The sequence below is a fragment of the Phreatobacter sp. genome (genome assembly GCF_022843985.1).
In the GTDB taxonomy this organism is placed as follows: domain Bacteria; phylum Pseudomonadota; class Alphaproteobacteria; order Rhizobiales; family Phreatobacteraceae; genus Phreatobacter.
On the sequence record NZ_JALHMP010000043.1, the window covers coordinates 1 to 26,758 of the forward strand.

Consider the following 26,758-nt stretch of genomic DNA (forward strand, 5'->3'; position numbering starts at 1 on the left):
GCCGAGGTCGCCACTCTGGCCGCTGCTGCCGCCGCCGACAGTGCCGCCCCGGATCCGCTGCCCCAGGCCGGTACCAGCCCGGCGCCGGCCAGCCCCTCCGCCTTCGGCATGGAAGTCGCCCAGAAGACGGCGCAGGCCGCGGCGCCCGGTTCGCCTGTGCCGGTCCATGCCCTCGCCGTCACCATCGCGGCACGGGCCGGTTCCGGTGCGACCCGCTTCGACATCCGCCTCGATCCCGCCGAACTCGGCCGGATCGACGTGCAGCTGACGGTCGACCGCGACGGCGCCGTCAAGTCGCGTCTCGTGGTGGAAAAGCAGGAGACTCTGGACCTTCTGCAGCGCGACCAGCGCAACCTTGAGCGGGCGCTGGCGCAGGCCGGCCTGCAGACAAGCGAAGGCAGTCTCGAATTCTCGCTGAAGGACCAGGGCGGCCAGAACGCCCGGGACCGCCAGCCCGAGCCGCAGGCCTCCCGCCATCAGATGGTGGTCGAGGATCCAGAAGCCGCCTCGGCCCTGCAGGCCAGCGCGGCCGTCTATGCCCGTGCTGCCGCCTTGCGCGGCGGCGTCGACATCCGAATCTGAAAGGACGGCGCGCGATGACCACCACCTCTTCGGTCTCGACGACCACGACCGGCACGCCGGCCACCGCCGGGACCCGGCTATCGAACAATTTCGACACCTTTCTGCAACTGCTCACCACGCAGCTGAAGAACCAGGACCCCACCCAGCCGATGGACGCCAACCAGTTCACCCAGCAGCTGGTGCAATATTCCCAGGTCGAGCAGCAGATCGCGACAAATGCGAAGCTCGACAACATGATCGCCGCATTTACCGGCAACCAGACGACCACCTCGCTCGGCTATTTGGGCAAGACCGTCACCTATGATGCCAGCACCGTGTCGCCGACCGCGACGGGGGCGAAGTGGACGTTCACACCGACGCAATCTGGCGAATACACGGTGAGAATCCGCGATTCCAACGGCGTGGTCGTCCAGGAGAAGAGGGTTTCGCTGACCGGCAACCAGTCCAGCGAGTACCAGTGGGACGGCAGGCGCTCCGACGGCCAGCCGATGGGCAGCCAGCCCTATTCGATGGAGCTCTACAGCGGCTCGGGCAGTGCGACCACGCAGGTTCCCGTGACCCACAAGGGGCAGGTCACGGCCGTCGACATGTCAAACGGAACGCCGCGCGTGACGGTCGGCGGCCTCAACATCCCGCTGGCGCGCATTCTCGGCATCGCCCTCTGACGGTCACCGGAGCGGCCGATGTGCCCCCTTGGACGACGGTTCAACGCTCCGACCTCCGGCCAGAACCGGGCGCTTTCGGTCAATGAAAATGTTGAGTTTCATTGTCCCATCCCATTTAGGCCAAATTTAACGTCCTGCCGGTACTCTTGCTTCATGACGTGGTCAGTCGCGTGCGTTGTGTGAGAGTAAGTATGACCGAGCCCATGCGTCCCAGGGTGAAATATGTGATCGGACCGGACGGCAGTCCACTGACGATCGCTGATCTCCCTCCGCCCGATACCCATCGCTGGGTCATCCGGCGCAAAGCCGAAGTGGTCGCCGCAGTGCGCGGTGGGCTCCTCAGCCTCGAAGAGGCTTGCAAGCGCTACACCCTGACCGTCGAGGAGTTTCTCAACTGGCAGGCCTCCATCGACCGCCACGGTCTGGCCGGTCTGCGCACCACGCGCATCCAGCAATACCGCCAGTAAAATCTCGGTTCATCCGCGCGACAGCCGGCCCCCTCCTGGGAGCCGGCTTTTTCGTCATGGGCTGTCGATTCAGCGCAACGGGGCCCGGCGCAGCGTCAGGTTGCCGATGCCGAGCGCCAGGTTGAGGCCTGTCTGGGCCTGGACTGAGAGGGGCTGGAGCGCCACGGTGTCGCCCGAGCCACCGACCAGGGCATTGGCACCGAGGCCGACAGCAAAGGTCGCCTGTGTGCTCGCCCCGGAATAGCTGCCGGCGAGCTGATAGGGCGACAGCCGCCGGGTCGGCGCAAAGACGGCCCAGGCGAGAACGCCGCTGCCGGTGATCCCGACGTCGAGGCCGACGCGCGAGAAGGTGCCGGCATAGCCTTCGGGGCGACCACGGCGCTGGGGGCGAAAGACGCAGCTCAATTCGCGCCGCGACCCGACGAGGAAGCCGATCGCAGGGGCGACGTTGCAGTTGAGCACGCCGACGCGGGTCGGGCGCGGCTGAGCCTCCGCGGCAGTGGGCATGGCAAGTCCGGCGGCGAGAAGGGTTGCGCCTGCGAGCGCGAGACCACGGGTCATCATCGGGCATCTCCGGTGGCTGTGAGGTCATGCCCTCCCAACGCCGGAAGACCCGAAAGGTTGCCATCGTCCGATCTTAGGGGACATGCCGGTCGAGCCAGGTCGCGACCGCGGTGAAATAGCTCTCGCGCGCCGGCTCCGCCGACAGGGCGAGGTCGTGGATGCCGCCGGCGATGCGGATGACGGTGACCTCCGCGCCGAGCTGCGGCGCGCGGCCGGCGATCTGCTCGACGTCGAGAACGCTGTCGGTGTGCGTGATGGCCTGGTGCCATCGGTCATTGGGGCCGCTGCGATCGGAGCAGCAGACCAGGACGGGGATGTCGATGGCGAGCCCGCGCGCCAGCGCGGCATGGCCGCGGCGGATGGCCCGGAACCAGCCGGCGCGGACGGGGAAGCCTTCGATGGGTTTCCAGGCGAGGTTGTAGTCCCAGATCCCCGCTCCCGAGCGGTGGATGCTGCGGCCGTAATGGGGGCCGAGCTGGCTGACCACGAGCCTTGGCGCGACTGCCCCGACCAGATCGAGCGCAGCCGTCACCGGCCCGCGCAGGAAGGCGCTGCCGGCCAGGTCGAACCAGGGGCTGTTCATCACCATGGCGTCGATCAGGCCCCGGCCGCGACGGCGATGCGCCCAGAGCGCCGTGATCAGGCCGCCGGTCGAATGGGACATGACGACGAAGCGGTGGTGGCCCTTCTCCTCGCGGATGATGCGCAGGGCGGCATCCAGTTCCTCATCGTAGACGCCGAGATCGGTGCAGAAATTCGGGGTCTGGTGCGGCCGCAGCGAGCGGCCGTACTTGCGCAGGTCAAGGGCATAGAAGGCGTGGCCCAGGGCCTCCATGCGCCGGGCCAGATGGTCCTGGAAGAAATAGTCGCAGAAGCCGTGGACATAGAGGACGGCCGGCCCGGGTCCGCCCGTCTTCCGCCGGTGGACAAGAGTCGCCGCGGCTTCGCCCTCTCCGTCCGGCTGCAGCGGAAGTGTTCGGGAGACCCAGTCGTCGCCGAGGCCATCCGGTTCCAACAAAGGCGCGCCCATGCAATCTACTCCCCGCAACGCCCGGTCGGCAGGCCCGATCATAGCGCGATGCCATCACGTTGCGTTCATCCTTTGGGATGGCGCAGCCGGAGATGGTTGGACGGGGCCTTGTGGCTACTATATAACTTTGCATTCAACCAGACCGGGATCGTCGACGCCCTTGGCCACTCCAGCTTTGCCCGCCAGCCCCCGTCCGGTTCCTGCCGGCGGTCATGATCACGGTCACGCTCATGACCATGATCACGCTCATCTCCATGGGCATACCGGGCATGACCACGCGGGCGCCGGCCGACCTGCCCCGGCTGTCCACATCGTCTCCGCCCTGACCATGTCGGTGGCGGGACGGCTTCTCGCCGCCGGCCTGATGGCCGCGACGCTCTGGCTCCTCGCCCTCTGGGCCATGACGTGACCTCGCCCATGTCCGCCGTCACCATCCGCGACCTGACCCTCGGCTATGACCGCCACCCCGCGGTCCACCATCTCGACGGACGGATCGAGGCGGGCGCCATGCTCGCCGTGGTCGGCCCGAACGGGGCCGGCAAGTCGACCCTGCTCAAGGGGCTCGCCGGCGCGATCAGCCCACTCAGCGGCGCCGTCGAGATGACCCGCTCCGACCGTCATGCGATCGCCTACCTGCCGCAGGCTGCGGAGATCGACCGGACCTTTCCGATCACCGTGTTCGAACTGGTCGCCATGGGGATGTGGCGCCGCACCGGCCTGTTCGGCGGCCTGTCCCGGGCCGATCGCCAGGCCATCGAACAGGCGCTGGCCGCTGTCGGGCTGACCGGATTCGAGACGCGCACCATCGGCACGCTGTCCGGGGGGCAGTTGCAGCGCATGCTCTTCGCCCGGCTGCTGGTGCAGGATGCCCGACTCATTCTGCTGGACGAGCCCTTCACGGCGATCGACGCCAAGACCTGTGCCGACCTTCTCGATCTGGTGCGTCGCTGGAATGCCGAGAAGCGGACGGTCGTCGCCGTCCTTCACGATATGGAGACCGTGCGCCAGGCCTTTCCGCAGTCGCTGCTGCTGGCGCGCCGGGCCATTGCCTGGGGGCCGACCGACGAGGTCCTGACGCCGGAAAACCTGCTGGCGGCGCGGCGGATGACGGAAGCTTTCGACGATCACGCGGGCATCTGCGCCGAGGCGGCGTGAGCACCATGCCGGTATGTCCGCGGCACGAGGGAGCCTGCCCCCGTCATGTATGACGCGCTGATCGGCCCCTTCGTCGAATTCGAGTTCATGCGCCGTGCCCTGGTCGGCGCCATCGCGCTGTCGCTGGGCGGCGCGCCGGTCGGCGTTTTCCTGATGCTGCGGCGGATGTCGCTCATGGGCGATGCCATGGCCCATGCGATCCTGCCGGGCGCCGCGGCCGGCTATCTGCTTTTCGGCCTCGCGCTGGTGCCCATGACGGTGGGCGGGATCGCCGCCGGCTTCGCGGTGGCGCTCACCGCCGGCCTCGTGGCGCGTTTCACCATGCTGAAGGAAGACGCCTCTCTCGCCGCCTTCTATCTCATCTCGCTGGCGCTGGGGGTCATCATCGTCTCCATGCGCGGATCGAATGTCGATCTCTTCCGCGTGCTGTTCGGCTCGGTTCTGGCGCTCGACGATCCGACCCTGATTCTGCTCGCCGCCATCTCCACGGTGACGCTCGTGGCGCTCGCGCTGCTGTGGCGGCCGCTGGTGCTCGATTCCGTCGACCCCGGCTTCCTGCGGTCCGTGTCGCGGTCCGGGGCCCCCTCCCATCTCGTCTTCCTCGGCCTCGTCGTTCTGAATCTGGTGGCCGGTTTCCATGCCCTGGGCACGCTGCTGGCGGTCGGGCTGATGATGCTGCCGGCCATCGCCGCACGGTTCTGGGGGCGTGACGTAACGACGCTTGCGGCCATCGCCGTCGGCTTCGGCATCGCATCGGGCTATGCAGGGTTGGTGTTATCTTATAACATGGAGACTCCTTCGGGCCCATCGATCGTCCTCATGGCGGGGGTGATCTATCTGGTGTCGCTGGTCTTCGGCCCGCGCGGTGGTCTTCTGCCCACCTACTGGCCGGCCCGGCACCGCGAGGCCTGAAGTCCCGACCGGAGGATGTTTCTCATGTTCACGCGACGCCACGCCGTTTCCGTCCTGCTCTCCGCCCCTCTCTTCGCCGGCCGGGCCGTGGCCCAGGCGACGCCGCCGCTGCCGGTCATGGCGAGCTTCTCGATCCTGGCCGACATGGTGCGGCAGATCGGCGGCGAACAGGTCGCCGTGACCAGCCTCGTCGGTCCTGACGGCGATGCGCACTCCTATTCGCCGACGCCGGCCGATGCGCGTGCCCTGACCGCGGCGAGGGTCTTCGTGGTCAACGGGCTCGGATTCGAGGGATGGCTGACCCGGCTCGTCCGCTCCTCCGGCACGCGCGCCAAAGTGGTGACGGCGTCGACGGGCGTGACGGCGCTCAAGGCCGAGGAGGGGCATTCCCATGGCCACTCCCATGGGCACTCCCATGGCCATTCGCATGGCGCCTTCGATCCGCATGCCTGGCAGGACGTCACCAATGCACGGATCTATGTGAAGGCCATCGCCGCCGGGCTGTCGGAGGTCGATGCCGCGCGGGCCGATGTCTTCGCCCGCAACGCTGCCGCCTATGACGCGACGCTGGCAGCGCTCGATGCGGAGATCCGGGCCGCCATCGGCGCCGTTCCGCGGGCCCAGCGGCGCCTGCTGACCAGCCATGACGCGTTCCGCTATTTCGCCAAGGCCTATGAGGTGGACGTGCTCGCGGTGCGCGGCGTGTCGTCGGATTCGGAGCCATCGGCGCGCCAGATTGCCGCTCTGATCCGGCAGATCCGTCAGGGCAAGGTCTCGGCGCTGTTCATGGAGAATATCTCCGACCCGCGGTCCATCCAGCGCCTCGCCGCCGAAACGGGCGCCAGGATCGGCGGCAAGCTCTATTCCGATGCGCTGTCGGAAGCCGGCGGTCCGGCCGCGACCTATGTCGAGATGATGCGCCACAATGCACGGCAGATCGCCGGAGCGATGGCGCAGGGCTGATCGCCCATTCCGCAGCGCCCGTCGCTCGCCTATATGAGCGCCAATCCCTTCAGGCCGATGGAATCACCATGACCGACGCCGCCGCCACTTCCCCCACCACCGCCGCCCTGCAGAAGATTCCGGTGACCGTTCTGACCGGCTATCTCGGTGCCGGCAAGACGACGCTGCTGAACCGCATCCTGACCGAGAACCACGGCAAGCGCTTCGCCGTGATCGTCAACGAGTTCGGCGAGATCGGCATCGACAACGACCTCGTCGTCGGCGCCGACGAGGAAGTCTTCGAGATGAACAACGGCTGCATCTGCTGCACCGTGCGCGGCGACCTGATCCGCATCATCGAGGGGCTGATGCGGCGCAAGGGAAAGTTCGACGCGATCATTGTCGAGACCACCGGCCTCGCCGATCCCGCGCCGGTTGCCCAGACCTTTTTCGTCGACGAGGAGGTCGGTGCGCGGACGGCCCTCGACGCCGTGGTCACGGTAGCCGACGCCAAATGGCTGATCGACCGGCTGAAGGACGCGCCGGAGGCGAAGAACCAGATCGCCTTCGCCGACGTCATCCTGCTTAACAAGACGGACCTCGTGACGCCCGCCCAGCTGCGCGAGGTCGAGGCCCGCATCCGCGCCATCAACCCCTATGCCGTCCTGCACAAGACGCAGAAATGCGCCGTGCCGCTGGATGCCGTCCTGTCGCGCGGCGCCTTCGACCTGGAGCGCATTCTGGAGATCGAGCCGGCCTTCCTGCACAAGGACGACGGCCATCATCACCACCATGATGATCATGCCCATGATGATCATGCCCATGATCATCATGGGCACGAGCATCACGGCCACGGCCACGGCCACGACCATCACCACCATGATCACGACCATACCGGCCCGGATTGCGATCACCCGAGCCACGGGCTGAAGCATTATCACGACGAGCACATGCAGTCGGTGTCGCTGCGGACCGAGAAGCAGCTCGACCCCGACACGTTCTTCCCCTGGATCCAGGACCTGACGCAGGTCGAGGGAGCGAAGATCCTGCGCTGCAAGGGCATCGTGGCGTTCAAGGACGACCCCGAGCGCTTCGTCTTCCAGGGCGTTCACATGATCCTCGACGGCGACCACCAGCGGGCGTGGAAGGCCGACGAGAAGCGGGAGAGCCGCCTCGTCTTCATCGGGCGCGACCTGCCGATCGAGAAGATCCGCAACGGCTTCGCGAAGATCTCCGCCTGAGGTTCGTAGCCCTGCCCCGCCGGCGCGGGCGGGGCGCGCAGGCTGTCACCCTGGCGACGGCGAAAGCGCTGCAGGTGCTGTCACCCGGTTACTCGACCTTCCACGGGAACGTCCAGGTTTCGGTCAGGGCGCGGTTGCCGATGCGCAGGAAGGCGCGCAGGTCGGCCGTCTGCCCGGCTTCGCCGACGACGTCGATCCCGGCACGGAAGCCGCGTGTCTGCGGGTTGGGGACGAGGAAGGTCCGCGTGATCCGCGCATGGGTGGCGGAGGGCACGACCTGCACCGCGTCGGGCTGGGTGGTGTGGTATTCGAGGTCGCCGCCGGCGAAGTCGATGATGAAGCGCGTCGCATGGGCGGGTGCCTGCTCGCCCGAACCGAGGGCGATCGGCCTGGTCCGGAACGTGTTGAGGGCGAAGCCGCCGGGGTGCAGCCGCGCCTCGTTCATGGTCGACACCAGGCGGTAGGCGAAGGTCAGGGTCTGCCCTGCCTCGACGGCCCGGTTCGGCACCCAATAGGCGACGATATTGTCGTTGGTCTCGTCGGTCGTGGGGATCTCGACCAGCTCGACACGCCCATCGGTGAACCCCTCGCGCGGTTCGACCCAGTAGCTCGGACGCAACTCGTAGTTCAGGTCGAGGTCCTGATAGTGCTCGAAGGTGCGATCACGCTGCATCAGGCCGAAACCGCGCACCTGGCGGTCGACGAATTGCGAGACCTCGACCTGGCGCGGATTGCGCAGCGGCCGCCAGATCCATTCGCCGGTGTCGGAATGGATCAGCACACCGTCGGAATCGTGCAGTTCCGGCCGGAAGTCGTCGAAGGAACGGCGGTCGTTTTCGGCATAGAAGAACATCGACGTCAGGGGGGCGACGCCGAGTTTCGCGATGGACCGGCGCGGGAACAGCGTGCAACGGATGTCGAGCACCGTCTCCTGGCCCGGAAAGACGGTGAAGCGGAAGGCACCGGTGAGGCTCTCGCCGTCGAGCAGGGCGTAGATGTGGCAGGACTGGGCCTCGGCCGTGGGCGTGTCGACCCAGAATTCGCGGAAGATCGGGAACTCCTCCTGGCCCGGGCCGGCGGTGTTGACGGCGATCCCGCGGGCCGAGAGACCATATTTCTGGCCCCGTCCGAGAAACCTGAAATAGCTGGCGCCGAGGAACGAGATCAGTTCGTCATGGACGCGGGGGTCGTTCAGTGGATGGTGGATGCGGAAGCCGGCAAAGCCAAGATCGACGGGCAGCGGCCGTTCGAACCGGTTGCGGCCGTAGTCGAACAGGGCGGCCGCATAGGGAACGGGCGTGGCGATGCCCTCGCGGATGATGTTGACCACCACGGGGGTGCGATAGATGAAGCCGAGGTGGAACATCTGCATGCGGAAGGCGCCGCCGCCCTGCGCCAGCATCGATCGCTCGGGCCGGAACCTGAGATCGCGATACTGGTCGAAGTTCATGTTGGCCAGAGCCGCCGGCAGGTCCGAGCGTACGGCCTCATAGGGAAGGGCGGCGAGATCGCGGGCGCGGCGCTCGACCTCCTCGAAACCGAAGCGCGCCTGGGGCTGCGGTGTCGCCGCCTGCGGCGCGGCGGCCGGGGGCTGCTGGGCAGCGGCGAGCGAGGGCCATGACAGCCCTGCGGCAGCGATGAGTTTCAGTGCGTCACGGCGGGCGAAGGTCGGCAGTCGCATGAAGCCTCGGGATCCCTGAATATGTATTGCCGCGCGGCAGCATCGGGGACATGCGGCCTTCGCGCGCGGGACGTCAAGAGGCGGCCCTTGCGACGTGAAGTCCGGTGCATCGCTGTCCTCCGCGCGGCCGGCTTGCCGCCGCGCCGCCGCCTTGCCAGTGTGCCCCGATCACGGGAGAAGCGCGCATGGCGCCGAGAGACATTCTGGACATGGCCGGCCGCGTCGCCCTGGTCACCGGGGCCGGGACCGGGCTCGGTGCCCGTTTCTGCATGGCGCTGGCCGAGCATGGCGCCGCCGTGGTCGCCGTCGCCCGCCGGGCCGACAAGGTCGAGGGCGTCGCCGAGGCCATCCGCCGGGATGGCGGCCGGGCGATCGCCGTCGCCGGGGACGTGACCGACACGGGGTCCATCCGGAACGCCTTCGACGCGGCGGAGAAGGCCTTCGGCACGGTCGATGCCGTCGTCGCCAATGCCGGCATCGCGGTGCCCGGCCGTGCATCCGACATTTCCGACGAGGACTGGCGACGCACCATGGCGACCAATCTCGACGGCGTGTTCTACACCGCCCGGGAGGCGGCCCAGCGGCTGCTCAAGGCCGGCAAGCATGGCGCCATCGTCAACATCGCCTCGATCCTCGGCTACGGGGTCGGCAAGGGCAATGCGTCCTATGCGGTCTCCAAGGCCGCGGTGATCCAGATGACCCAGGCTCTGGCGCTGGAATGGGCCTTCAAGGGCATCCGCGTGAACGCCATCGCGCCGGGCTATGTCGTGACCGACATCAACCGCGACTATCTGACCTCGGGCAAGGGCGCCGAGATGACCAAGGAGATTCCGGTCGGCCGGTTCGGCCGCGAGCAGGATCTCGACGGCGCGCTGCTGCTGCTGCTGTCGGAGGCCGGCGCCTTCATGACCGGAACGACCATCACCGTCGACGGCGGCCAGCGCATCGGCCTGCGCGGCTCCTGACGCGCATCATCCCGGGGGAGACAGACGCCATGATCATCGACGAGCGCACCTACACGACGCATCCCGGCAAGGTTAAGGCCTTCCTCGAGGTCTACGAGCGCCTGGCCAAGCCCATCCAGTGGCCGATCCTCGGTGATCCCGTCGGTTTCTTCGTCACCGAGATCGGCACCCTCAATCAGGTCGTACACCTGTGGAAGTACGACAGCATGGCCGATCGCGAGCAGCGGCGCGCCAGGCTGGCGGTCGCACCCCACTGGGGCGATTATCTCGACGCGGCGACCCCGCTGCTCCTGCGGATGGAGAACCGCATCCTGGTTCCCACCGCCTTCTCTCCGATGAAGTGAAGCCAGACCCATGACCAAACCCATGAACGGGGCCGAGAGCCTCGTGCGCACCCTCGTCGCCGGTGACGTGACGGTGGCCTTCACCAATCCCGGCACGTCGGAGATGCATTTCGTCGCCGCCCTCGACCGCGTCGACGGCATGCGCTGCGTGCTCTGCCTGCATGAGACGGTGACGACCGGGGCCGCGGACGGCTACTGGCGGATGACGGGCAAGCCGGCCTCGACATTGCTGCATCTCGGCCCCGGTCTCGGCAATGCGCTGGCCAACCTGCACAATCTCAAGCGGGCCCGTTCGGGCGTCGTCAACATCGTCGGCGAGCACGCCACCTATCACCGGGTGTTCGACGCGCCGCTGACCTCCGACATCGAGGGCATCGCCGGGACGATGTCGCACTGGGTCAAGACCTCCATGTCGTCGAAGGACGTCGCCGCCGATGGCGCCGAGGCGATCCATGTGGCGATGCAGGCGCCGGGGCAGATCGCCACGCTGATCCTGCCTGCCGACACCGCCTGGACCGAGGGCACCGGCCCGGCGGCCGTCGCCCCGATCGCCGCGCCCGCCAAGGTGTCGGAGGATGCGGTCGAGGCCGCTGCCCGCGCCATCGAGGCCGGCGGCCGGCCGCTCATCGTCATGGGCACCTGGGCGGTGCGCGAGAAGCCGATGGTCCATGCCGCGAAGATCGTTGCCAAGACCGGTGCGCAGATCCGCGCCGAGGGCTCGAACGGGCGCATCGAGCGCGGCGTCGGCCGCATGCCGCTGGAGCGCGTGCCCTATCCGGTGGATGTGGCGCTCGCTGCCACCAAGGGCGTGACCCACCTCATCCTCGTCGGCGCCAAGGCGCCTGTCGCCTTCTTCGCCTATCCGAACAAGCCCTCCATCCTCTACCCGCCGGAGGCGGAGGTGGTGACGCTGGCCACGCCCGGCGAGGATGCCGAGGATGCGCTCGCCCGTCTCGCCGAGCGCCTCGGCGCCGACAAGGCAGTGCCGGTCCTCAACACGCCGAAGCGGCCGGACCTGCCGACGGGCGCACTCAACCAGGATTCGATCGCGGCGATCATCGGCCACTACCTGCCGGACAATGCCATCGTCACCGACGAATCGGTCACCACGGGGCGCAACTTCTTCAAGGACACCCATGGCGCCGCGCCGCATGACTGGCTGTCGCTGACCGGCGGCGCCATCGGCGAGGGCCTGCCGCTGGCCGTTGGTGCGGCGGTGGCCTGCCCGGACCGCAAGGTCATCGCGCTGCAGGCGGACGGCTCGGGCATGTACTCGCTGCAGGCGCTGTGGACGATGGCGCGCGAGCGCCTCGACGTCACGGTCTGCATCTGGGCCAACCGGACCTATGCGATCCTGAAGGGCGAACTGGCCAATGTCGGGGCCGAAAATCCCGGCCGGAAGGCCCATGACATGCTGTCGCTGGGGGATCCGAACCTCGACTGGGTGAAGCTCGCCGGCGGCATGGGGGTGGAGGCGACCCGCGTCGAGACGGCCGAGGCCTTCGCCGACGCCTTCTCCGCCGCCAACCGGCGCAAGGGGCCCTTCCTGATCGAGGTCGTGCTCTGAGCGGCTCGCCTGCCAGAGCCGTTTCGTCCATGATGCCGGCGTGACCGAACCGCCCGCCTCCTCATCCTTTGCCGCCCGCTGCCTCCATCTGGCGGGGGATGCGGGCTGGCGCGTGGCCTTGCACGCCTTGCCCTATGCAGTGGCCTGCGGGGTGATCACCGAGGGCATGCTCCGGCTACGGCTAGCGGTGCTGTGGAAACTGCCGCTGGTCACCCTGACCCTGGCGAGCCTCTATCTCGCCGTCCTTCTGGGGACCCATGTCTCGACCCTGCGGCTCGCCGGCCGCAGCGGCCTCGTTCTCGCGCCGACCCGCCATGTCCTCGGCACGACGGCGCGGATCAGCGGCGAAAGTGCCGTTGCCGCCCTTGTCGGTCTGCTGGCGGCGCTGGCTCTCGTCGGGGCACTGGATATCGGCATCGCCATGCTGGCGCCTGCCGGCGGAGCGCGCTGGCCCGAGACGCTGTTGCGGGCGATCGCGACCCTGACCGCACTCGCGGGGCTGATCGTCATCCTGACCGCCGGAACGGCCCTGGCGGCATCGACCCTGGGACGGGTGGAGAACTTCGCCACGGCGGCGCGCCAGCTCTTCCGCCGCTCCGAGCGCACCACGGCCGTCGTCTGCACGGCGATTTTCGCCGGCACCGCGGTGGCGATCGTCGCAACGCGGCTTCTGGGCATGGCCGATCTCGGTCCGCCGATCATCGCGGCGGCACTGGCCAAGGCGGCGGGCTTCCTCGCCCTGACCATCCCGCTGTCGGTGGGCGCGGCGGTGATTGCGGCGGAGGCCTGAGTCGGTGCCAAAGACAAGGGCCACGCGCCAGATGGCGGTGGCCCTGATTCGCGCCTGACGTCCGCAGGCGGCCGGTCAGTTCTCCTGGCCGTCCTTGCGACGCAGCCGCACCACGACGTCGACGCGCGCCACCTCATAGCCAGGCGGTGGTTCGGGCAGCTTGTCCACAGCCACATGCGGTCCGGGAATGTCGAAAACGGTGGTCTCGCCTTCAACAATGAAATGGTGATGGTCCGACAGATTGGTGTCGAAATAGGCCTTCGAGCCGTCGACGGCGATCTCGCGCAGGAGGCCGGCCTCGGTGAACTGGTGCAGCGTGTTGTAGACGGTGGCCAGCGACACCGGCACGCGCGCCTTGGTGGCTTCGTCGTAGAGCATTTCGGCGGTGACATGCCGATCGCCCTTGGCGAAGAGGATCCAGCCCAGCGCCATGCGCTGACGGGTCGGTCGCAGGCCCACCTCGCGCAGCATGGTCCGCACGTCATGGATCGGGCATCCCGTCTTCTGCAGCAGGCTCACCCGGTCATGGGCCGAGAGCTTGCCATCCGTCGGGGGAGCGCCATCCTGGTAGGTCAGGTCGATGAGAGTCCGGACAGTCATTTTTTCATTCTAGAAAGAATGCGGCCGGTCTGCAAGACGTCCGTCCGCGACCAGATGGCGCCCCTGCTAGCCCCCGTTTCCGACAACGGGGGGGCGGGTGGTGATGCCGCCACCTGTCACGGCATGGGGCTATCGCCTTTTGCCCCTCCGGAACCCCTGTGTTAGACAGCAGCCCGATCGAGGCCGGGATACCGGTCGCAAGAGGCGGATCCTGCAGGCAATGACCGAGCGAAAGTCGAGTTTCACCTATGAAGAGCTTCTGGCCTGCGGCCGGGGCGAAATGTTCGGTCCCGGCAACGCCCAGCTGCCTCTGCCCCCCATGCTCATGTTCGACCGCATCACCTCGATCGCCGAGGATGGCGGTGCCAACAACAAGGGCCACGTCCTGGCCGAATTCGACATCAAGCCCGACCTCTGGTTCTTCCCCTGCCATTTCAAGGGCGATCCGGTGATGCCGGGCTGCCTGGGCCTCGACGCGCTGTGGCAGCTCACCGGTTTCCATCTCGGCTGGCTCGGCCTGCCCGGCCGGGGCCGCGCGCTCGGCGTCGGCGAGGTGAAATTCTCCGAACAGGTGCTGCCCACCACGACGAAGGTGGTCTACGGCGTCGATTTCAAGCGCATCTTCAAGTCGAAGCTGGTGCTCGGCATCGCCGACGGGTGGTTGGAGGCCGACGGCAAGCGCATATATGAGGTCAAGGACATGCGGGTCGGCCTCTTCGGAACGGCCTCCTGATCGCGTAGTTTCGACCTTCAAGGGCCGCATCCCAGGCTCGCAACGAAAAAGAGGCCCCCATGCGCCGTGTCGTCGTCACCGGAATGGGCATCGTATCGTCCATCGGCAACAACACCAACGAGGTCCTGGCCTCCCTGCGCGACGCCAAAAGCGGGATCGCGCTTGATCCCTCGTTCATCGAACACGGCTTCCGGTCGCAGATTTCCGGCGCGCCGAGCCTCGACCCCTCAGCCATCCTGGACCGCCGGGCCATGCGCTTCCACGGCGGCGGCACAGGCTGGAACCACGTCGCCATGGACCAGGCGATTCTCGATGCCGGCCTGGAGGCCGGCGAGATCTCCCACGAGCGCACCGGCATCGTCATGGGATCGGGCGGCCCGTCCACCCGCGCCCTGATCGATGCCTATGAAAAGGCCAAGGAGAGCGGCAATTCCAAGCGTGTCGGCCCCTTCGCCGTGCCGAAGGGGATGTCGTCGACGGCATCGGCGACGCTCGCCACCTGGTTCAAGATCAAGGGCGTCAACTATTCGATCTCGTCAGCCTGCGCGACTTCGAATCACTGCATCGGCAATGCCTACGAGCTGATCCAGTGGGGCAAGCAGGACCTGGTCTTTGCCGGCGGCTGCGAGGAGCTGGACTGGACGCTGTCGGTGCTCTTCGACGCCATGGGCGCCATGTCGTCGAAGTATAACGACCGGCCCTCGACCGCCTCGCGGGCCTATGATGCCAACCGTGACGGTTTCGTCATTGCCGGCGGCGCCGGGGTGGTGGTGCTGGAGGAGTACGAGCACGCCAAGGCCCGTGGCGCGAAGATCTATGCCGAGATCGCCGGCTATGGCGCGACCTCGGACGGCTATGACATGGTGGCGCCCTCGGGAGAGGGCGCGGTGCGCTGCATGAACATGGCGCTGGCCGGTGTCGGTCCGAAGGTCGATTACATCAATCCGCACGGCACCTCCACGCCGGTCGGCGACCTGAAGGAGATCGAGGCGATCCGCGAGGTCTTCGGCGGCGCCGACAAGAGCCCGCCGATCTCGGCGACCAAGTCGCTGACCGGCCATTCCCTCGGCGCCACGGGTGTCCAGGAGGCGATCTATTCGCTGCTGATGATGAACAACGGTTTCATCTGCGAGAGCGCCCATATCGAGGAAATCGATCCGGCCGTCGCCGACATGAACATCGTGCGCAAGCGCGTCGACAACGCCAAGCTGGGCTGCGTCCTGTCGAATTCCTTCGGTTTCGGCGGAACCAATGCCACCATCGTGCTGAAGCACGTGGATGCGTGAGTCGCGTCGGCGCGGCGTGGTCGTGTCACCGCCGCGTCGCAGGAACATGGCAATCGCTGCGGGACCTTCACCTCGCAGTGAACGCCGATGTGGACAGACCGGTTTGCGCATCCCCAGCTGCAGCTCGTCGCTCGCAGTCCGCAATCTGACCATGAAGCGAGGAGATCGCGCGTGACCGCATTGATGAAGGGCCGCCGCGGCCTGATCATGGGAGTGGCGAACGACCATTCCATCGCCTGGGGCATCGCGCGCACGCTCGCCGCCCACGGCGCCGAACTCGCCTTCACCTACCAGGGCGAGGCGCTGGGAAAGCGCGTCAGGCCGCTGGCGGAGAGCGTGGGAACCCCGCTGGTCATTCCCTGCGACGTCGAGGACATCGCCACCGTTGATGCGACCTTCGCCAGGCTGTCCGAGGTTTGGGGCGGCCTCGATTTCGTCGTCCATGCCATTGGCTTCTCCGACAAGAACGAGCTCAAGGGCCGCTATGCCGACACGACGCGCGAGAACTTCTCGCGCACCATGGTGATCTCTTGCTTCTCCTTCACCGAGATCGCCAGGCGGGCGGCGGCGCTGATGCAGCCGGGCGGCACCATGCTGACCCTGACCTATGGCGGCTCGACGCGGGTCATGCCGAACTACAATGTCATGGGCGTTGCCAAGGCCGGGCTCGAGGCCTCGGTGCGCTATCTCGCCGCCGATTACGGCCCGCTCGGTATCCGCGTCAACGCGCTGTCGCCCGGACCGGTGCGGACGCTGGCCGGGGCCGGCATTGCCGACGCGCGGCTGATGTTCAACTTCCAGAAGCGCCACGCGCCGCTCCGCAAGACCGTCTCGCTCGACGATATCGGCGGATCGGCGCTTTACCTGCTCTCCGACCTCTCGGGCGGCGTGACCGGCGAGATCCACCATGTCGATTCGGGCTACAACATCATCTCGATGCCACGGCCCGAGGCGCTGAAGACGCTCGATGCCGCCGAGCAGGCGGTGGAGGATGCGTCCGGACGTCGTGCCGGGGAAGCCGCCGAATAGGCCTCCCCACCGTCCCTTGGATCCGGTCGGGCCCGTCGCGAAAAAAAATCGCGGCGGGCCCGAACCTTTTTCCGCGCTGGCGCCACCCATGGATATCGGGGGCGCAACGAGCCCCGGCCAACCTCCAAGGGGACCTGCCATGAACCGCTTCAAGACCCTCGCCATCGCCGCCCTCGCCGCCGCCACCGTCACGGTTGGTGTCGCCTCCCAGGCCGAAGCCGGCCCGTTCCACCGCCGCCACCTCGGCTGGGGCGTCGGCGCCCTCGCCACCGGCCTGATCGTCGGCGGCGCCATCGCCGCCAGCCGCTCCAACGCCTACGCTTCCGAGTGCTACCTGACCCGCCGCTGGGTCGACGGCCCCTACGGCCCGGAGCGCCGCACCATCCGCGTCTGCGAGTGATCGCAGGCCTCCGATCTGCCGTGACGTCCTCCAGGTCTCGTCAGATGAAAGCCCCGGCCATGCACCGGGGCTTTCGTGCGTCTGGAGATCAGCGGGGAATGGCGAAGAGGTCCTCGTGGCCGACATGGCAGGTGACGCCGGCCCGGCGCGCGGCGAGCCAGGCGTCGATGGTGGCCGCGTCGACGCGGCCGGTCTCACGGACGGCGCCGGCGAAGCCCGTCACGAGCTCGCGGGCAAGATCGGCGAAGGCGGGGCCGAGCTCCCAGGGACTGGCGGCACGGGTGACGGCATAGCCGGCGGCTGCAAAGGCCCGGGCCATGACCGCCGTCGCCTGTGGCCCGGCGGCCGGACCGAAACCCTTGTCCGAACCCTGATGGGCGTGGAAGGCCGCCAGCATGGCCGCATCGGCGGGATGGGGCGGGTCCCAGTGCTCGGTGCCGTCATAGGTCAGCACCGTGTAGAGGGGCAGGCGGCGGCGGGCGAGGACCGCGACGAAGCCGTCGATCCAGGCGGGCGAGACGAGGTCGAAGAGGGCAGCGGCGGTGACGAGATCGGTACCGGCGGGCAGGACCTGGTCGAGGTCGCCGGTCAGGTCGGCCTGGTGAAAGGCGACGCTGATCTCCCGGCCGTCCTTGCGCAGCACGAGACATTCGCCGTCCTCGGTGGCCGTATCGGCCCAGGCTGCGAGGCGCTGGCGCGCCGCCGCCAGCAGGGCGGGATCATAGTCGACCAGGCGCCAGGACTGGATGCCGGGCAGGGCGGCGAAGGTGCCGCGCAGGTTCGAGCCGGCGCCGCAGCCGAGATCGACGACGCTGATGCGGTCCCTGCCGGCGAAGCGATGGCGGAGCGCGTCCAGAAGCGAAACCGAGCGTGCGGCGTGGTCGGCCGGTTCGCGCAGGGCGAGCCATGCGGGGGAAAAGCTCATGGGCAAGGTCCTTCCTGCGCCGCGGGATGGGTCGGGCCGCTGCCGACCCGCGCCAGCACGCCGGCGACGATGCGGGCGGTGTCGTCCCAGCCCGGCAGGGACTGGCCGGCGGCGAAGGCCTTTTCGGCGAAGGTGGCGCGCAGCCGTGGATTGCCGATGAGGCGCGAGAGGCCGGCGGCCAGCGCTGCCGCATCGCCCGGCGGGACCTTGATGGCGGCGCCTTCGGGAACGGTCTCGGCGGCGGCGCCGCCGGTCGTGGTGACGATGGGAAGCCCGCGGGCCATGGCCTCGCCGAGCACCATGCCGTAGCCCTCGTAGCGGGAGGGCATGACGAAGAGGTCGGCGCCGTCATAGAGCCGGTCGAGCGCGATGTCGCTCACGGCGCCGGCCAGGGTGATCCGCTGGTCGAGGCCATGGCGGGTGATGGCTTCGCCGAGGGCCGCATGGACCTCGGGGCTGCGATCGGTCGCGCCGGCAATGACCAAACGCCAGTTCTCGCCGCCGAGCCTTGCCAGGGCCTCGACCAGCACGTCGTAACCCTTGCGGGTGGACATCGCCCCGACGGCGAGGATCACCGGCGTCGCTGCCCCCGAACCGCCGGCGCGCGGGACGGGGTCGGTGCCCGGCTCGGCGACGGTGATGCGGTCGGTTGGCACGTCGTAATCCTCGGTGAGGACTCGGCCCGTCGCGCGGCTGGTGACGATCACCCGCTGGGCATGGGCGAGGGCGGCCCTTTCGCTGGCGCGGAACCGGGCCGCCGCCTCGGCCGAAATCCCGCTCTCCAAGGCGAGGGGGTGGTGGACCAGCGCGACGATGGGGCTCTTGATCGACAGGCAGATGCTCTCGGGCAGGGCGCCATAGGCGAGGCCGTCGATCAGCAGCACGTCGTCGGAGGGCACTGAAACCAGAGCCCCCGCCGCCCGCAGGAGATCGTCGGCGGCAGGGTAGGGATAGGCGCCGGGCAGGGGGAGGTGGGTGAGCGTCACGCCGGCAGCACCGGCCCGCGCCAGCACCTCCCGGTCATAGCGATAGCCGCCGGTCGGGGTGGAAAGGTCGCCGGGAATGGCGAAGACCGCCCGCGTCATGAGGAGCTCCCGCCGCCCGGCACGATCGGTCAGGCCGGACCGGGAAGCGCCGCCTCGAAGGTGGCGCGGGCAAGGTCATGCTCGTGCAGGGTGACGCGGATCTTGGCGAGGCCGGAGGCATCCGCGCCGAGCGCGCCGGAGGCCGCTGCCTCGGCCATGCGGTCAAAGACGTATTTGCAGAGGAATTCGGTGGTCGTGAGCTGGCCGGCGAATTCGGGAAGCGTGTCGAGGTCCTGATAGGCCAGCCGCTTCAGCGTCTTGCCGAGCACGTCGAGGGCTGCGCCGATATCGACGACGACGTTCTGGGCGGTCAGCGTCTCGCGGAAGAAGGCGACATCGATGACGAAGCTCGCGCCGTGCTTGCCCTGGGCCGGCCCGAAGAAGGGATCGGGCAGGGAGTGGGCGATCATGATGCGGTCGCGGACTTCGACGGAATACATGGGGTGCTCCAGATCAGTAGGTGACGGCGGTCATGAGACCCTGCGCGCCGGGTTCGAGAATCCTGGGCAGTGCGGCGGGGAGATCGTCGAAGGCGACATCCCCGGTGATCAAATGGTCGAGGCGGTCATCGGCGAGGAGGTCGAGGGCCTTTGCGAGCCTTCTCGCATACGACCAGCGCGGGCGCCTGGATGTGGCGACCATGCCGACCTGCGAGGAGATCAGCTTCAGGCGTTTCGAATGAAAGCCCGCGCCGAGCGGGACGGCCGGGTCCTGGTCGCCGAACCAGGAGAGTTCGACGACGGTCGCCTCGTCGCCGCAGCAGGCGAGGGCGCAGGCCAGGCCCGCGCCCGTCGCCGAGGCGTGAAAGGCGATGTCGCAATCGCCCGGGCCGTCCAGCGGCTTCTGGAACCTGACGCCGAAGAGTTTCGCGAAGTCGCGACGGGAGGGCTCGAGATCGACCAGCGTCACCTCGGCGCCGGGGATCTGCGCCACGATGAAGGTGACCAGCAGACCGAGCACGCCGCCGCCGACGACGACGATGCGGTCGCCCGGACCGGCGCCCGAATCCCAGACGGCGTTGAGCGCCGTCTCCATGTTGGCGGCGAGAATGGCGCGGCGCGCCGGGACGTTTGCCGGCACAGGGACCACCGAGAGCCTGTCCGTCGGGGCGAGGAAGCGGGTCTGGTGCGGCGCCAGGGTGAAGACGGTGCGGCCGACGAGATGGGCAGGACCGGCCTCGACCGCGCCCACCGCGCAATAGCCATATTTCACCGGAAAGGGGAAATCGCCCTCCTGCAGCGGGCAGCGCATGCGCTCGCGCTCGGGCGCTGCGACAAGACCGTTGAAGACGAGCCTTTCCGTGCCACGGCTGACACCGCTATAGAGCATGCGGATCTCGGCGTCGGCCGGTCCGCGTTCATCCAGTGTTGTGTCGCGCAGGTCTACCTTTCGGCGCGAGACGTACCAGAGGGCTCGGGCGTTCGCCGCCATGCTGCTTCTCCCGTTTCGCCGCCCTGTCGGGCGACGGAGGCTTGTCGATGAATGATCTTTCGCCGTTTCCGGCAACGACCGGCGGCAGCGCCCCGGTACAGGGCTCTACGACGCCGACGGGTGTCCAGTCCACGGCAGAATTGCGCCGGCGGCGCTGGATCGTTGTGGCGCTGAACGTCGTCACCTGGTTCCTGCTCAATTCCGCTGCCTGGTCGGTCCTGGGAACCGGAGGCTGGACGCTGGTGGACATCGTCCTGGCGCTGGCCTTCGCCATTGCCACGCCCTGGACGGTCCTCGGGTTCTGGAACGCGCTGCTCGGCCTCTGGCTGCTGCACCGTGACGACAGGGCGATGGCCGAGGTGGCGCCCTTCGCCGTGGCAGGGGACCTGCCGACGCCGCTGACCATCCGCACCGCCGTGTTCATGACGCTGCGCAATGAGGATCCGGAGCGGGCCATCGGCCGTCTCGCCATCGTCAAGGACAGTATCGACGCGACGGGCGAGGGTAGCCAGTTCGACTATTTCATCCTCTCCGACACAAACCGCCCCGACATCGCGGAACGAGAGGAAAAGGCGGCTGCCGCCTTCGCCGCGGCGGCCGGCCAGGGCCGCGTCGTCTACCGCCGCCGCACCGATAATGCCGGCTTCAAGGCCGGCAACGTCCGCGACTTCCTCGACCGCTGGGGCTCGCGCTACGAACTCATGCTGCCGCTCGACGCCGACAGCCTCATGGCGGGCGCCACCATCGTCAAACATGTGCGGATGATGCAGGCCCATCCGAAGCTCGGCATCCTGCAGAGCCTCGTCGTCGGCATGCCGTCCTCGTCGGCCTTCGCCCGCATCTTCCAGTTCGGCATGCGCCAGGGCATGCGGGCCTACACGATGGGCCAGGCCTGGTGGGTGGGCGATTGCGGACCGTTCTGGGGGCACAATGCGCTGGTGCGCATCCGCCCCTTCATGGAGGACTGCCATCTGCCGCTGCTCTCCGGCGATCCGCCGCTCGGCGGGCATATCCTCTCGCACGACCAGGTCGAGGCGACCTTCATGCGGCGTGCCGGCTACGAGGTCCGCGTGCTGCCGGTGGAGGAGGGCTCCTGGGAGGAGAACCCGCCGACCATCCTTGAATTCTCGCGCCGCGACGTGCGCTGGTGCCAGGGCAACATGCAGTATGTGAAACTGCTGGATCAGCCGGGCCTCAAGCCGATCAGCCGCTTCCAGCTGGTCTGGGCGATCCTGATGTTCGTCGGCGTGCCGGCCTGGACGCTGATGATCACGCTGTCGCCCTTCCTCGCCTGGCACGGGCCGAGCCGCGAGGCCTTCCCGGTCGCCTTTGCGGCCACTGTCTATGTCATCTTCTTCCTCATGTATCTGATGCCGAAGATCGCCGGCTTCGCCGACATCCTGATCAGCGCCGGCGGCACCGCGCGCTATGGCGGCCGGCTGCGGTTCCTCGTGGCGGCGGCAACCGAGCTCGTCTTCTCCTTCCTGCTTGGCGCCCTCACCTCGTTCCGCATCACCGTGTTCATGATCGGCCTCGCCTTCGGCAAGTCGGTGGTCTGGGGCGGCCAGCAGCGTGACGCCATGGCGCTCACCTGGCGCGAGGCCTGGGACGCGTTCTGGCCGCAGATGGCCTTCGGCTGGGTGATCTTCGGCCTGCTCTGGGCCGCCTCGCCGGCCGCGGCGCTGTGGTCGCTGCCGCTGACAGCAGGCTTCCTCATCGCCGTGCCCTTCGCTGTTTTCACGGCGTCGCCGCGCCTTGGTCGGCTGTTCGTCGCCACCCGCTTCTGCGGCATTCCCGAGGAGTTCGCCATGCCGGACGAGATCGCCCGGGCGCGTGCGTCATGACCGGGCTCGACCTGCGTATCGCCGAAATGGTCGCCGTGGCGAGGTCGGTGGTCACCTATCACGGGGACGCCGGCAAGAATGCCGCCATGGATGCGCTCTACCGGCGCTTCGTGCCGCCGGGAGGCCTCGCCTTCGACATCGGCAGCCATGTCGGCGACCGGGTCGCAAGCTTCCGCCGTCTCGGGGCGCGCGTGGTGGCGCTGGAGCCGCAGCCCGGTCCCGCCGGGATGATCGCCCAGCTCTTCGCGGGCGACGCGGCCGTGACGCTGCTGCGGGCGGCCTGCGGTGCGCAGACGGGCGACCTGGTGCTGAAGGTCAACACCGCCAACCCGACGGTGACGACCGCCTCCCAGGCCTTCGTCGCCTCGGCCGCCGGGGCGGGCGGCTGGGAGGACCAGGTCTGGGACCGCGAGATCACCGTGCCCTGCCTGACCCTCGACCGGCTGATCGCCGATCATGGCGTGCCAGATTTCGTCAAGGTCGATGTCGAGGGCTTCGAAGCCGATGTGCTTGCCGGGCTCACGCGGTCCCTGCCGGCCCTCTCCTTCGAATTCACCACCATCCAGCGGGAGGTCGCTTTCGCCTGTCTCGACCGGCTCGCGGCCCTCGGCCCCTATGGCTTCGACATCGCGCTCGGCGAGAGCCAGAGCCTCACCTTCGGCCGTTTCGTCGACGGTGCGACGATGACGGCCCATCTCGCCGGGCTTCCCCACGCCGCCAATTCCGGCGATGTCTATGCGGTTCTCGCAAAGGACTGATCGATGCGCCTCGCCCTTGCCGCAGCCGTGCTCCTGCTGAGCGCCGCCGCCCGCGCCGCCTCCCTCGACGGCCTGCCGGTGGAGATCACCAATGCGTCCGAACCGGTGCTCTGCGCCGAGAAGGACAATGTCACGCTCAACCTGACCAACCCCGCCGTTCGCGCCTTCCGGATCGAGGCGGCGCATCCGGCCTATATCGGCTCGCTGGCGGTCGACCGTTTCGCGCCCGACTGGACCGCCTGCCCGATGAAGGAGGAGGCGCTGGCCCAGCCGATGCCGCAGCGCATCACGCTCTACGAGACGGTAGAATGGCAGGTGATCGGCTATCGGGAGCAGAACTTCTGGCGTCCCTCCGACACGACGATCAAGATCGGCGACCGCGTCGAGCGCAATATCCATCTCCTGCAGATCTGGTACCGGTTCCGCGATCGCGCCGAGGAGGTGCTGGTCCTCTACCCGACCGACGGCTACTGGCGCGCCCGGCCGCTGCCGCCGTCCAATCTCCGGTGGACGGCCTATGGCTCGTCCTTCCTCATCGGCCCGGTGGTGGTGGAGGGCCGCCCCATCGTGAAGATCAGCCAGGTGGCCTTCGACCCGGCGACCCGGACCTTCACGCTGACCTATCCGGACGGTAACAGCGCCACGGTGCGGCTCTCGACGCTCAACCAGGAACTGCTCGGCCTCGACGTGGCCTTCGCCCGCCCGATTGCCGGCGGGCCCTTCGCGGCGCTGCGCTCGATGTACATCACCGAGTTCAACGCCGACGTCGCCCGGGTCGCGGTGCGCGAGAAGGATGCGCCGGGCTGGCGCGAGGAGCCGATCATGCCGTTCCGCCGGGCGCTGGCCACCGATCTTTGGGCCGGGCGCCACGTCGCCTCGCGCCACAACACCTCGGCCCCCGACATGGTGTTCAACGCCTTCCGGGCGGCGCCGCCGCAGCTTGCCGCTCCTGCGATCGACAAGTGACGGAAGAGCCTCGGCCCCCCGGCATCCTGAGCGAGATCCTGCGCCGGATCGCATTCACCGGGCTTCTGTCCGGCGGGTTCGGCCTGGCGCTCTATGGCGGTTTCGCCATCGCGTCGGGCAGTCCCGCCGCGCCGTTCATCCTGGCCATCGCCCTGTCGCTGCCGCTGGCCGCGCTCTGCCTCTGGCAGGCGGCGGAGGGCTGGCGCTCCGGCACCCTCATCCTCTGGCACGGCGCGGTCCGGCGCGAGGAACAGCCGGCCTCCTACCGGTTCGGCCTGGGCCTCTACGGTCTCTGCGCGCTGGCGCTCGTGGCCCTGATCGCGTGGAGCGGCTGGCGCCTCGTCCAGGCGGGAACGCCGTAGGGGCAACCGCGCCGCTCACCGGACGTTCAGCATTGCTCATGTAATCCTGCCCTCCTGGTCGTCCTCTTCGAGGTTGTTCTCAATGGTTCGTCGCATCCGCAAGGCCGTGTTCCCTGTCGCCGGGCTCGGCACGCGCTTCCTTCCCGCCACCAAGGCGATCCCGAAGGAGATGCTCACCGTCGTCGACCGACCGGTCATCCAGCATGTGGTGGACGAGGCCCGCGAGGCGGGGATCGAGCATTTCGTCTTCGTCACCGGCCGCAACAAGCAGGTGATCGAGGACCATTTCGACAAGGCCTTCGAACTTGACACCACGCTGGCCGCGCGCGGCAAGGCCGCGGCGCTGGAGGAGCTGAAGCGCGACCTGCCGGCGGCGGGCGCCACCTCCTTCACCCGCCAGCAGGAGCCGCTCGGCCTCGGCCATGCGGTGTGGTGCGCCCGCGATATCGTCGGCGACGAGCCTTTCGCGCTCCTCCTGCCCGACATGCTGCATCTGGCCAGGCCCGGCGCCAGGGGCTGCATCGCGGCGATGATCGAGGCCTATAACGCCACCGGTGGCAATTATGTCGCCGGCTATGAGGTCCCCGACAGCGAGACGCACCAGTACGGCATTATCGGCAAGGGCAAGCCGGCGGCCGGCGGCGGCTACGAGATCGCCGCCATGGTGGAGAAGCCGCCCAAGGGCACGGCGCCGTCCAATGTCGCGATTTCCGGGCGCTATATCCTGCAGCCGGAGATCTTCCGCATTCTCGAGACCCAGGAGCGCGGTGCCGGTGGCGAGATCCAGCTGACCGACGGCATGCTGAAGCTCAAGGACCAGCAACCCTTCTTCGGCTTCACCTTCGGCGGCGAGATCCACGACACCGGCACCAAGCTCGGCTTTCTCACCGCCAACCTCGCCTATGCGCTGCGCCGCGACGATCTCGCCGGGCCGCTGCGAGCCGAGATCGCGCGCCTCAGGGGCTGAGATCGGCCGGTCCCTGCGCCGGCGCGCCTCAGAGGACGGCCTTCCTCGGGCACAGCGGGGAAGACGGCGCGATTCAGCGCTGCAGGCGCAGCCCGAACAGGACCACATTGGCCGAATAGCCCTGGCCCGTCTCGGTCGATTGCAGCGTCTCGCGGCGCAGTTCGCCGCGGATCTGCAGGTTGCGGGAGGCCCGGTAGATCAGGCCGAGAGAGGCGACCATCCGCTGGTCGACGCGCGGCGTGCCGCGATAGGTGTCCCGGCCATAGGCGATCCGTGCCGTGCCGGCGAGCCAGCGGCGGAGGGCATGTTCGAGTTCCAGCGTGACGTCGCGCCGCTCGATCCCCGATGCGCCCGTGGTGAAGCTCTCGTCGATGGTCGATCTGGCGGTGAAGCGCAGGGTCGTCAACGCCGTGGCGGTCCAGACCAGCGAGGCGTCGAAGACCGGAACGGCGACGTCGCCGAAGGTCGGCTCAAGGTTGTCGCGGACGAGATAGCCGGCCGAAATCTCGCCCGTCAGCAGCCGCGTCAGCTCGAAGGTCGTCCCGACACGATAGGTCATCGCCGTCGACCCCTGCAGCGTCCCGCCGGATGACACCACTGTGTCGAAGCGGCGACGGTCGATGGCTGCCTCGACGAAGGGCCTGAGGCCGGGGGTGAGTTCATAGGACGCGCGCAGGCGCGCCCCGACGGCGCTGTAATCGCGCTCGCCTTGCGGCAGCACCGCGCCTGCATTGGTGACGGCGTCGTTATAGGTGTAGCGGTCGACCGTGCCGCGCAGGCTGAGCTGCAGCCGGCCGATATCCTGCACCACCCCGGCGGTCGCCCCGTATTGATGGATCAGCGGCAGGTTGCGCAGCCCGTCCGGCGCGGAGGGCAGGTTCGACGAGCCCGGGGAATTGGTGTTCAGGAGATAGCGCGCCTCGCCTTCCAGCCGCGTGTCGCGGGTGACGTCCAGGCGCGCCGTGACCACGGCGTTGAGTTCCGGCCGGTTGACGCCGGGGTCCGAGGCATAGGCCGCATAGGTGCCGCGCAGGCGGGCCGTCAACTCGTGGCGGGACCAGTCGGATCGCGCCTGGACCTCGCCATAGGACTGGGTGAACAGCGAACCGGAGCCGCCGGACGGCAGGCGGCGCGGATTGGAATCATAACCGGCGGTGGCATCCAGCGTCGGCGTGACAATGAAGCTGCCGAGACGGATGCCGGCGGGGGCGAAGGGATCGGCCTCGGCCTGGGGGCGACGGTCGAAGGAAATGACCTCGCCGGTCCTCGGGTCGATGACGACGTTGCGGCCGAGCGGATTGGCGTTTGGCAGCACCCGGCCGGAGGGCAGCTGGCTGCGCTCGGTGACGATGGGGACGTCGACCGGCCGGCGCGGCTGGACGGGCGGCGTCACGCCGCGCAGGCCGCGGTCGAGGGCGCGGGAGTCCTCGCGGCTGGGTGCCAGCGTGCTCGGTCCGCGCGGGGCCG

Annotated in this window: 29 protein-coding genes; 20 read left to right on the forward strand and 9 right to left on the reverse strand. The window is 68.4% G+C overall.

Features of this window, described 5'->3' with window-relative positions:
* From Q0C57_RS20085 to Q0C57_RS20095, 3 genes are all read left to right on the forward strand, one after another.
* On the forward strand, positions 1 to 582 hold a 582-nt coding region (locus tag Q0C57_RS20085; RefSeq protein ID WP_296579411.1), incomplete at its 5' end, for a flagellar hook-length control protein FliK.
* A gap of 14 nt (positions 583 to 596) precedes the next feature.
* Complete coding sequence (locus Q0C57_RS20090) at positions 597 to 1,247, forward strand: flagellar hook capping FlgD N-terminal domain-containing protein (RefSeq protein ID WP_296579416.1); 651 nt, start codon at positions 597 to 599, stop codon at positions 1,245 to 1,247.
* 191 nt (positions 1,248 to 1,438) lie between these two features.
* A complete protein-coding gene (locus Q0C57_RS20095) occupies positions 1,439 to 1,714 on the forward strand; it encodes a DUF1153 domain-containing protein (protein WP_106749419.1) in 276 nt (91 codons plus the stop codon).
* 69 nt (positions 1,715 to 1,783) lie between these two features.
* Here the strand turns inward: Q0C57_RS20095 and Q0C57_RS20100 are convergent, their stop codons facing one another.
* Together Q0C57_RS20100 and Q0C57_RS20105 are read right to left on the reverse strand one after the other, a co-directional pair.
* Positions 1,784 to 2,278 (reverse strand): DUF992 domain-containing protein, encoded by a 495-nt coding sequence (locus Q0C57_RS20100; RefSeq protein WP_366937862.1) that lies wholly within the window; start codon positions 2,276 to 2,278, stop codon positions 1,784 to 1,786.
* Between the two features lie 73 nt (positions 2,279 to 2,351).
* Positions 2,352 to 3,308 (reverse strand): alpha/beta hydrolase, encoded by a 957-nt coding sequence (locus Q0C57_RS20105; protein WP_296579419.1) that lies wholly within the window; start codon positions 3,306 to 3,308, stop codon positions 2,352 to 2,354.
* Positions 3,309 to 3,725: 417 nt separating this feature from the next.
* Here Q0C57_RS20105 and aztA point away from each other — a divergent pair, with 417 nt between their 5' ends.
* From aztA to Q0C57_RS20125, 4 genes are all read left to right on the forward strand, one after another.
* Complete coding sequence (gene aztA / locus Q0C57_RS20110) at positions 3,726 to 4,463, forward strand: zinc ABC transporter ATP-binding protein AztA (RefSeq protein WP_296579422.1); 738 nt, start codon at positions 3,726 to 3,728, stop codon at positions 4,461 to 4,463.
* A gap of 45 nt (positions 4,464 to 4,508) precedes the next feature.
* Positions 4,509 to 5,375 carry a metal ABC transporter permease gene (locus tag Q0C57_RS20115; protein WP_296579425.1) on the forward strand — a complete coding sequence of 289 codons (867 nt, stop codon included), beginning with the start codon at positions 4,509 to 4,511 and terminating at the stop codon, positions 5,373 to 5,375.
* 24 nt (positions 5,376 to 5,399) lie between these two features.
* The gene (locus tag Q0C57_RS20120) at positions 5,400 to 6,338 is read left to right on the forward strand and encodes a zinc ABC transporter substrate-binding protein (RefSeq protein ID WP_296579428.1); all 939 of its coding nucleotides are present in this window, start codon (positions 5,400 to 5,402) and stop codon (positions 6,336 to 6,338) included.
* Positions 6,339 to 6,406: 68 nt separating this feature from the next.
* A complete protein-coding gene (locus Q0C57_RS20125) occupies positions 6,407 to 7,558 on the forward strand; it encodes a GTP-binding protein (protein WP_296579431.1) in 1,152 nt (383 codons plus the stop codon).
* A gap of 88 nt (positions 7,559 to 7,646) precedes the next feature.
* Here Q0C57_RS20125 and Q0C57_RS20130 read toward each other — a convergent pair whose 3' ends face one another.
* On the reverse strand, positions 7,647 to 9,239 hold the full coding sequence (locus Q0C57_RS20130; RefSeq protein WP_296579433.1) for a glucan biosynthesis protein: 1,593 nt from the start codon (positions 9,237 to 9,239) through the stop codon (positions 7,647 to 7,649).
* A 185-nt stretch (positions 9,240 to 9,424) separates the two neighbouring features.
* Between Q0C57_RS20130 and Q0C57_RS20135 the strand changes: the two genes are divergently transcribed.
* The 4 genes from Q0C57_RS20135 to Q0C57_RS20150 are packed head-to-tail and all read left to right on the forward strand — an operon-like array spanning position 9,425 to position 12,905.
* A complete protein-coding gene (locus Q0C57_RS20135) occupies positions 9,425 to 10,204 on the forward strand; it encodes an SDR family NAD(P)-dependent oxidoreductase (protein ID WP_296579435.1) in 780 nt (259 codons plus the stop codon).
* Positions 10,205 to 10,233: 29 nt separating this feature from the next.
* A complete protein-coding gene (locus Q0C57_RS20140; protein ID WP_296579438.1) occupies positions 10,234 to 10,548 on the forward strand; it encodes an NIPSNAP family protein in 315 nt (104 codons plus the stop codon).
* Positions 10,549 to 10,570: 22 nt separating this feature from the next.
* Entirely contained in the window at positions 10,571 to 12,115 is a 1,545-nt protein-coding gene (locus Q0C57_RS20145) for an acetolactate synthase large subunit (protein WP_296579483.1), read from the forward strand.
* 40 nt (positions 12,116 to 12,155) lie between these two features.
* Positions 12,156 to 12,905: a hypothetical protein gene (locus Q0C57_RS20150; RefSeq protein ID WP_296579440.1), complete on the forward strand. Its 750-nt coding sequence runs from the start codon at positions 12,156 to 12,158 to the stop codon at positions 12,903 to 12,905.
* Positions 12,906 to 12,980: 75 nt separating this feature from the next.
* On the opposite strand, the gene irr is transcribed toward Q0C57_RS20150, so the two are convergent.
* The gene (gene irr, locus Q0C57_RS20155) at positions 12,981 to 13,505 is read right to left on the reverse strand and encodes a Fur family transcriptional regulator Irr (protein ID WP_296579442.1); all 525 of its coding nucleotides are present in this window, start codon (positions 13,503 to 13,505) and stop codon (positions 12,981 to 12,983) included.
* Between the two features lie 220 nt (positions 13,506 to 13,725).
* Here irr and fabA point away from each other — a divergent pair, with 220 nt between their 5' ends.
* The 4 genes from fabA to Q0C57_RS20175 all read left to right on the forward strand — a co-directional run bounded on the left by fabA (position 13,726) and on the right by Q0C57_RS20175 (position 16,953).
* Entirely contained in the window at positions 13,726 to 14,238 is a 513-nt protein-coding gene (fabA, locus tag Q0C57_RS20160; protein ID WP_296579444.1) for a 3-hydroxyacyl-[acyl-carrier-protein] dehydratase FabA, read from the forward strand.
* Between the two features lie 59 nt (positions 14,239 to 14,297).
* Positions 14,298 to 15,524, forward strand: coding sequence for a beta-ketoacyl-ACP synthase I (fabB, locus tag Q0C57_RS20165; protein WP_296579446.1), 1,227 nt, complete (start codon positions 14,298 to 14,300; stop codon positions 15,522 to 15,524).
* Between the two features lie 171 nt (positions 15,525 to 15,695).
* A complete protein-coding gene (gene fabI, locus Q0C57_RS20170; protein WP_296579448.1) occupies positions 15,696 to 16,553 on the forward strand; it encodes an enoyl-ACP reductase FabI in 858 nt (285 codons plus the stop codon).
* 139 nt (positions 16,554 to 16,692) lie between these two features.
* Complete coding sequence (locus Q0C57_RS20175; protein WP_296579451.1) at positions 16,693 to 16,953, forward strand: hypothetical protein; 261 nt, start codon at positions 16,693 to 16,695, stop codon at positions 16,951 to 16,953.
* 88 nt (positions 16,954 to 17,041) lie between these two features.
* Here Q0C57_RS20175 and Q0C57_RS20180 read toward each other — a convergent pair whose 3' ends face one another.
* From Q0C57_RS20180 to Q0C57_RS20195, 4 genes are read right to left on the reverse strand one after another with little or no spacing between them, the layout of a single operon-like run.
* Positions 17,042 to 17,878, reverse strand: a complete 837-nt coding sequence (locus tag Q0C57_RS20180; RefSeq protein ID WP_296579454.1) for an SAM-dependent methyltransferase — start codon at positions 17,876 to 17,878, stop codon at positions 17,042 to 17,044.
* Entirely contained in the window at positions 17,875 to 18,963 is a 1,089-nt protein-coding gene (locus tag Q0C57_RS20185) for a glycosyltransferase family 4 protein (protein WP_296579457.1), read from the reverse strand. The genes Q0C57_RS20180 and Q0C57_RS20185 overlap by 4 nt, the downstream gene beginning before the upstream one ends.
* Positions 18,964 to 18,992: 29 nt before the next feature.
* Entirely contained in the window at positions 18,993 to 19,403 is a 411-nt protein-coding gene (locus tag Q0C57_RS20190; protein WP_296579460.1) for a 6-carboxytetrahydropterin synthase, read from the reverse strand.
* Between the two features lie 13 nt (positions 19,404 to 19,416).
* The gene (locus tag Q0C57_RS20195; protein ID WP_296579462.1) at positions 19,417 to 20,394 is read right to left on the reverse strand and encodes a zinc-binding alcohol dehydrogenase; all 978 of its coding nucleotides are present in this window, start codon (positions 20,392 to 20,394) and stop codon (positions 19,417 to 19,419) included.
* Between the two features lie 47 nt (positions 20,395 to 20,441).
* Here Q0C57_RS20195 and mdoH point away from each other — a divergent pair, with 47 nt between their 5' ends.
* The 5 genes from mdoH (at position 20,442) to Q0C57_RS20220 (ending at position 25,291) form a co-directional block, all read left to right on the forward strand.
* On the forward strand, positions 20,442 to 22,238 hold the full coding sequence (gene mdoH / locus Q0C57_RS20200) for a glucans biosynthesis glucosyltransferase MdoH (RefSeq protein ID WP_296579463.1): 1,797 nt from the start codon (positions 20,442 to 20,444) through the stop codon (positions 22,236 to 22,238).
* A complete protein-coding gene (locus Q0C57_RS20205; protein ID WP_296579466.1) occupies positions 22,235 to 22,996 on the forward strand; it encodes an FkbM family methyltransferase in 762 nt (253 codons plus the stop codon). The genes mdoH and Q0C57_RS20205 overlap by 4 nt, the downstream gene beginning before the upstream one ends.
* 3 nt (positions 22,997 to 22,999) lie before the next feature.
* Complete coding sequence (locus Q0C57_RS20210; RefSeq protein ID WP_296579469.1) at positions 23,000 to 23,962, forward strand: hypothetical protein; 963 nt, start codon at positions 23,000 to 23,002, stop codon at positions 23,960 to 23,962.
* On the forward strand, positions 23,959 to 24,324 hold the full coding sequence (locus Q0C57_RS20215; RefSeq protein ID WP_296579472.1) for a hypothetical protein: 366 nt from the start codon (positions 23,959 to 23,961) through the stop codon (positions 24,322 to 24,324). Before Q0C57_RS20210 ends, Q0C57_RS20215 begins: the two co-directional genes overlap by 4 nt.
* Before the next feature lie 82 nt (positions 24,325 to 24,406).
* Entirely contained in the window at positions 24,407 to 25,291 is an 885-nt protein-coding gene (locus tag Q0C57_RS20220) for a UTP--glucose-1-phosphate uridylyltransferase (RefSeq protein WP_296579474.1), read from the forward strand.
* Between the two features lie 73 nt (positions 25,292 to 25,364).
* On the opposite strand, the gene Q0C57_RS20225 is transcribed toward Q0C57_RS20220, so the two are convergent.
* Positions 25,365 to 26,758: outer membrane beta-barrel protein (locus Q0C57_RS20225; RefSeq protein ID WP_296579476.1), on the reverse strand; the 1,394-nt coding region annotated here is incomplete at its 5' end.

Bases quoted from the DNA above. Each gene is read 5' to 3' on its own strand.
- Q0C57_RS20090 (WP_296579416.1), top strand. From the start codon at position 597: ATGACCACCACCTCTTCGGTCTCGACGACCACGACCGGCACGCCGGCC.
- Q0C57_RS20095 (WP_106749419.1), top strand. From the start codon at position 1,439: ATGACCGAGCCCATGCGTCCCAGGGTGAAATATGTGATCGGACCGGAC.
- Q0C57_RS20100 (WP_366937862.1), bottom strand. From the start codon at position 2,278: ATGATGACCCGTGGTCTCGCGCTCGCAGGCGCAACCCTTCTCGCCGCC.
- Q0C57_RS20105 (WP_296579419.1), bottom strand. From the start codon at position 3,308: ATGGGCGCGCCTTTGTTGGAACCGGATGGCCTCGGCGACGACTGGGTC.
- aztA (WP_296579422.1), top strand. From the start codon at position 3,726: ATGTCCGCCGTCACCATCCGCGACCTGACCCTCGGCTATGACCGCCAC.
- Q0C57_RS20115 (WP_296579425.1), top strand. From the start codon at position 4,509: ATGTATGACGCGCTGATCGGCCCCTTCGTCGAATTCGAGTTCATGCGC.
- Q0C57_RS20120 (WP_296579428.1), top strand. From the start codon at position 5,400: ATGTTCACGCGACGCCACGCCGTTTCCGTCCTGCTCTCCGCCCCTCTC.
- Q0C57_RS20125 (WP_296579431.1), top strand. From the start codon at position 6,407: ATGACCGACGCCGCCGCCACTTCCCCCACCACCGCCGCCCTGCAGAAG.
- Q0C57_RS20130 (WP_296579433.1), bottom strand. From the start codon at position 9,239: ATGCGACTGCCGACCTTCGCCCGCCGTGACGCACTGAAACTCATCGCT.
- Q0C57_RS20135 (WP_296579435.1), top strand. From the start codon at position 9,425: ATGGCGCCGAGAGACATTCTGGACATGGCCGGCCGCGTCGCCCTGGTC.
- Q0C57_RS20140 (WP_296579438.1), top strand. From the start codon at position 10,234: ATGATCATCGACGAGCGCACCTACACGACGCATCCCGGCAAGGTTAAG.
- Q0C57_RS20145 (WP_296579483.1), top strand. From the start codon at position 10,571: ATGAACGGGGCCGAGAGCCTCGTGCGCACCCTCGTCGCCGGTGACGTG.
- irr (WP_296579442.1), bottom strand. From the start codon at position 13,505: ATGACTGTCCGGACTCTCATCGACCTGACCTACCAGGATGGCGCTCCC.
- fabA (WP_296579444.1), top strand. From the start codon at position 13,726: ATGACCGAGCGAAAGTCGAGTTTCACCTATGAAGAGCTTCTGGCCTGC.
- fabB (WP_296579446.1), top strand. From the start codon at position 14,298: ATGCGCCGTGTCGTCGTCACCGGAATGGGCATCGTATCGTCCATCGGC.
- Q0C57_RS20175 (WP_296579451.1), top strand. From the start codon at position 16,693: ATGAACCGCTTCAAGACCCTCGCCATCGCCGCCCTCGCCGCCGCCACC.
- Q0C57_RS20180 (WP_296579454.1), bottom strand. From the start codon at position 17,878: ATGAGCTTTTCCCCCGCATGGCTCGCCCTGCGCGAACCGGCCGACCAC.
- Q0C57_RS20185 (WP_296579457.1), bottom strand. From the start codon at position 18,963: ATGACGCGGGCGGTCTTCGCCATTCCCGGCGACCTTTCCACCCCGACC.
- Q0C57_RS20190 (WP_296579460.1), bottom strand. From the start codon at position 19,403: ATGTATTCCGTCGAAGTCCGCGACCGCATCATGATCGCCCACTCCCTG.
- Q0C57_RS20195 (WP_296579462.1), bottom strand. From the start codon at position 20,394: ATGGCGGCGAACGCCCGAGCCCTCTGGTACGTCTCGCGCCGAAAGGTA.
- mdoH (WP_296579463.1), top strand. From the start codon at position 20,442: ATGAATGATCTTTCGCCGTTTCCGGCAACGACCGGCGGCAGCGCCCCG.
- Q0C57_RS20205 (WP_296579466.1), top strand. From the start codon at position 22,235: ATGACCGGGCTCGACCTGCGTATCGCCGAAATGGTCGCCGTGGCGAGG.
- Q0C57_RS20210 (WP_296579469.1), top strand. From the start codon at position 23,000: ATGCGCCTCGCCCTTGCCGCAGCCGTGCTCCTGCTGAGCGCCGCCGCC.
- Q0C57_RS20220 (WP_296579474.1), top strand. From the start codon at position 24,407: ATGGTTCGTCGCATCCGCAAGGCCGTGTTCCCTGTCGCCGGGCTCGGC.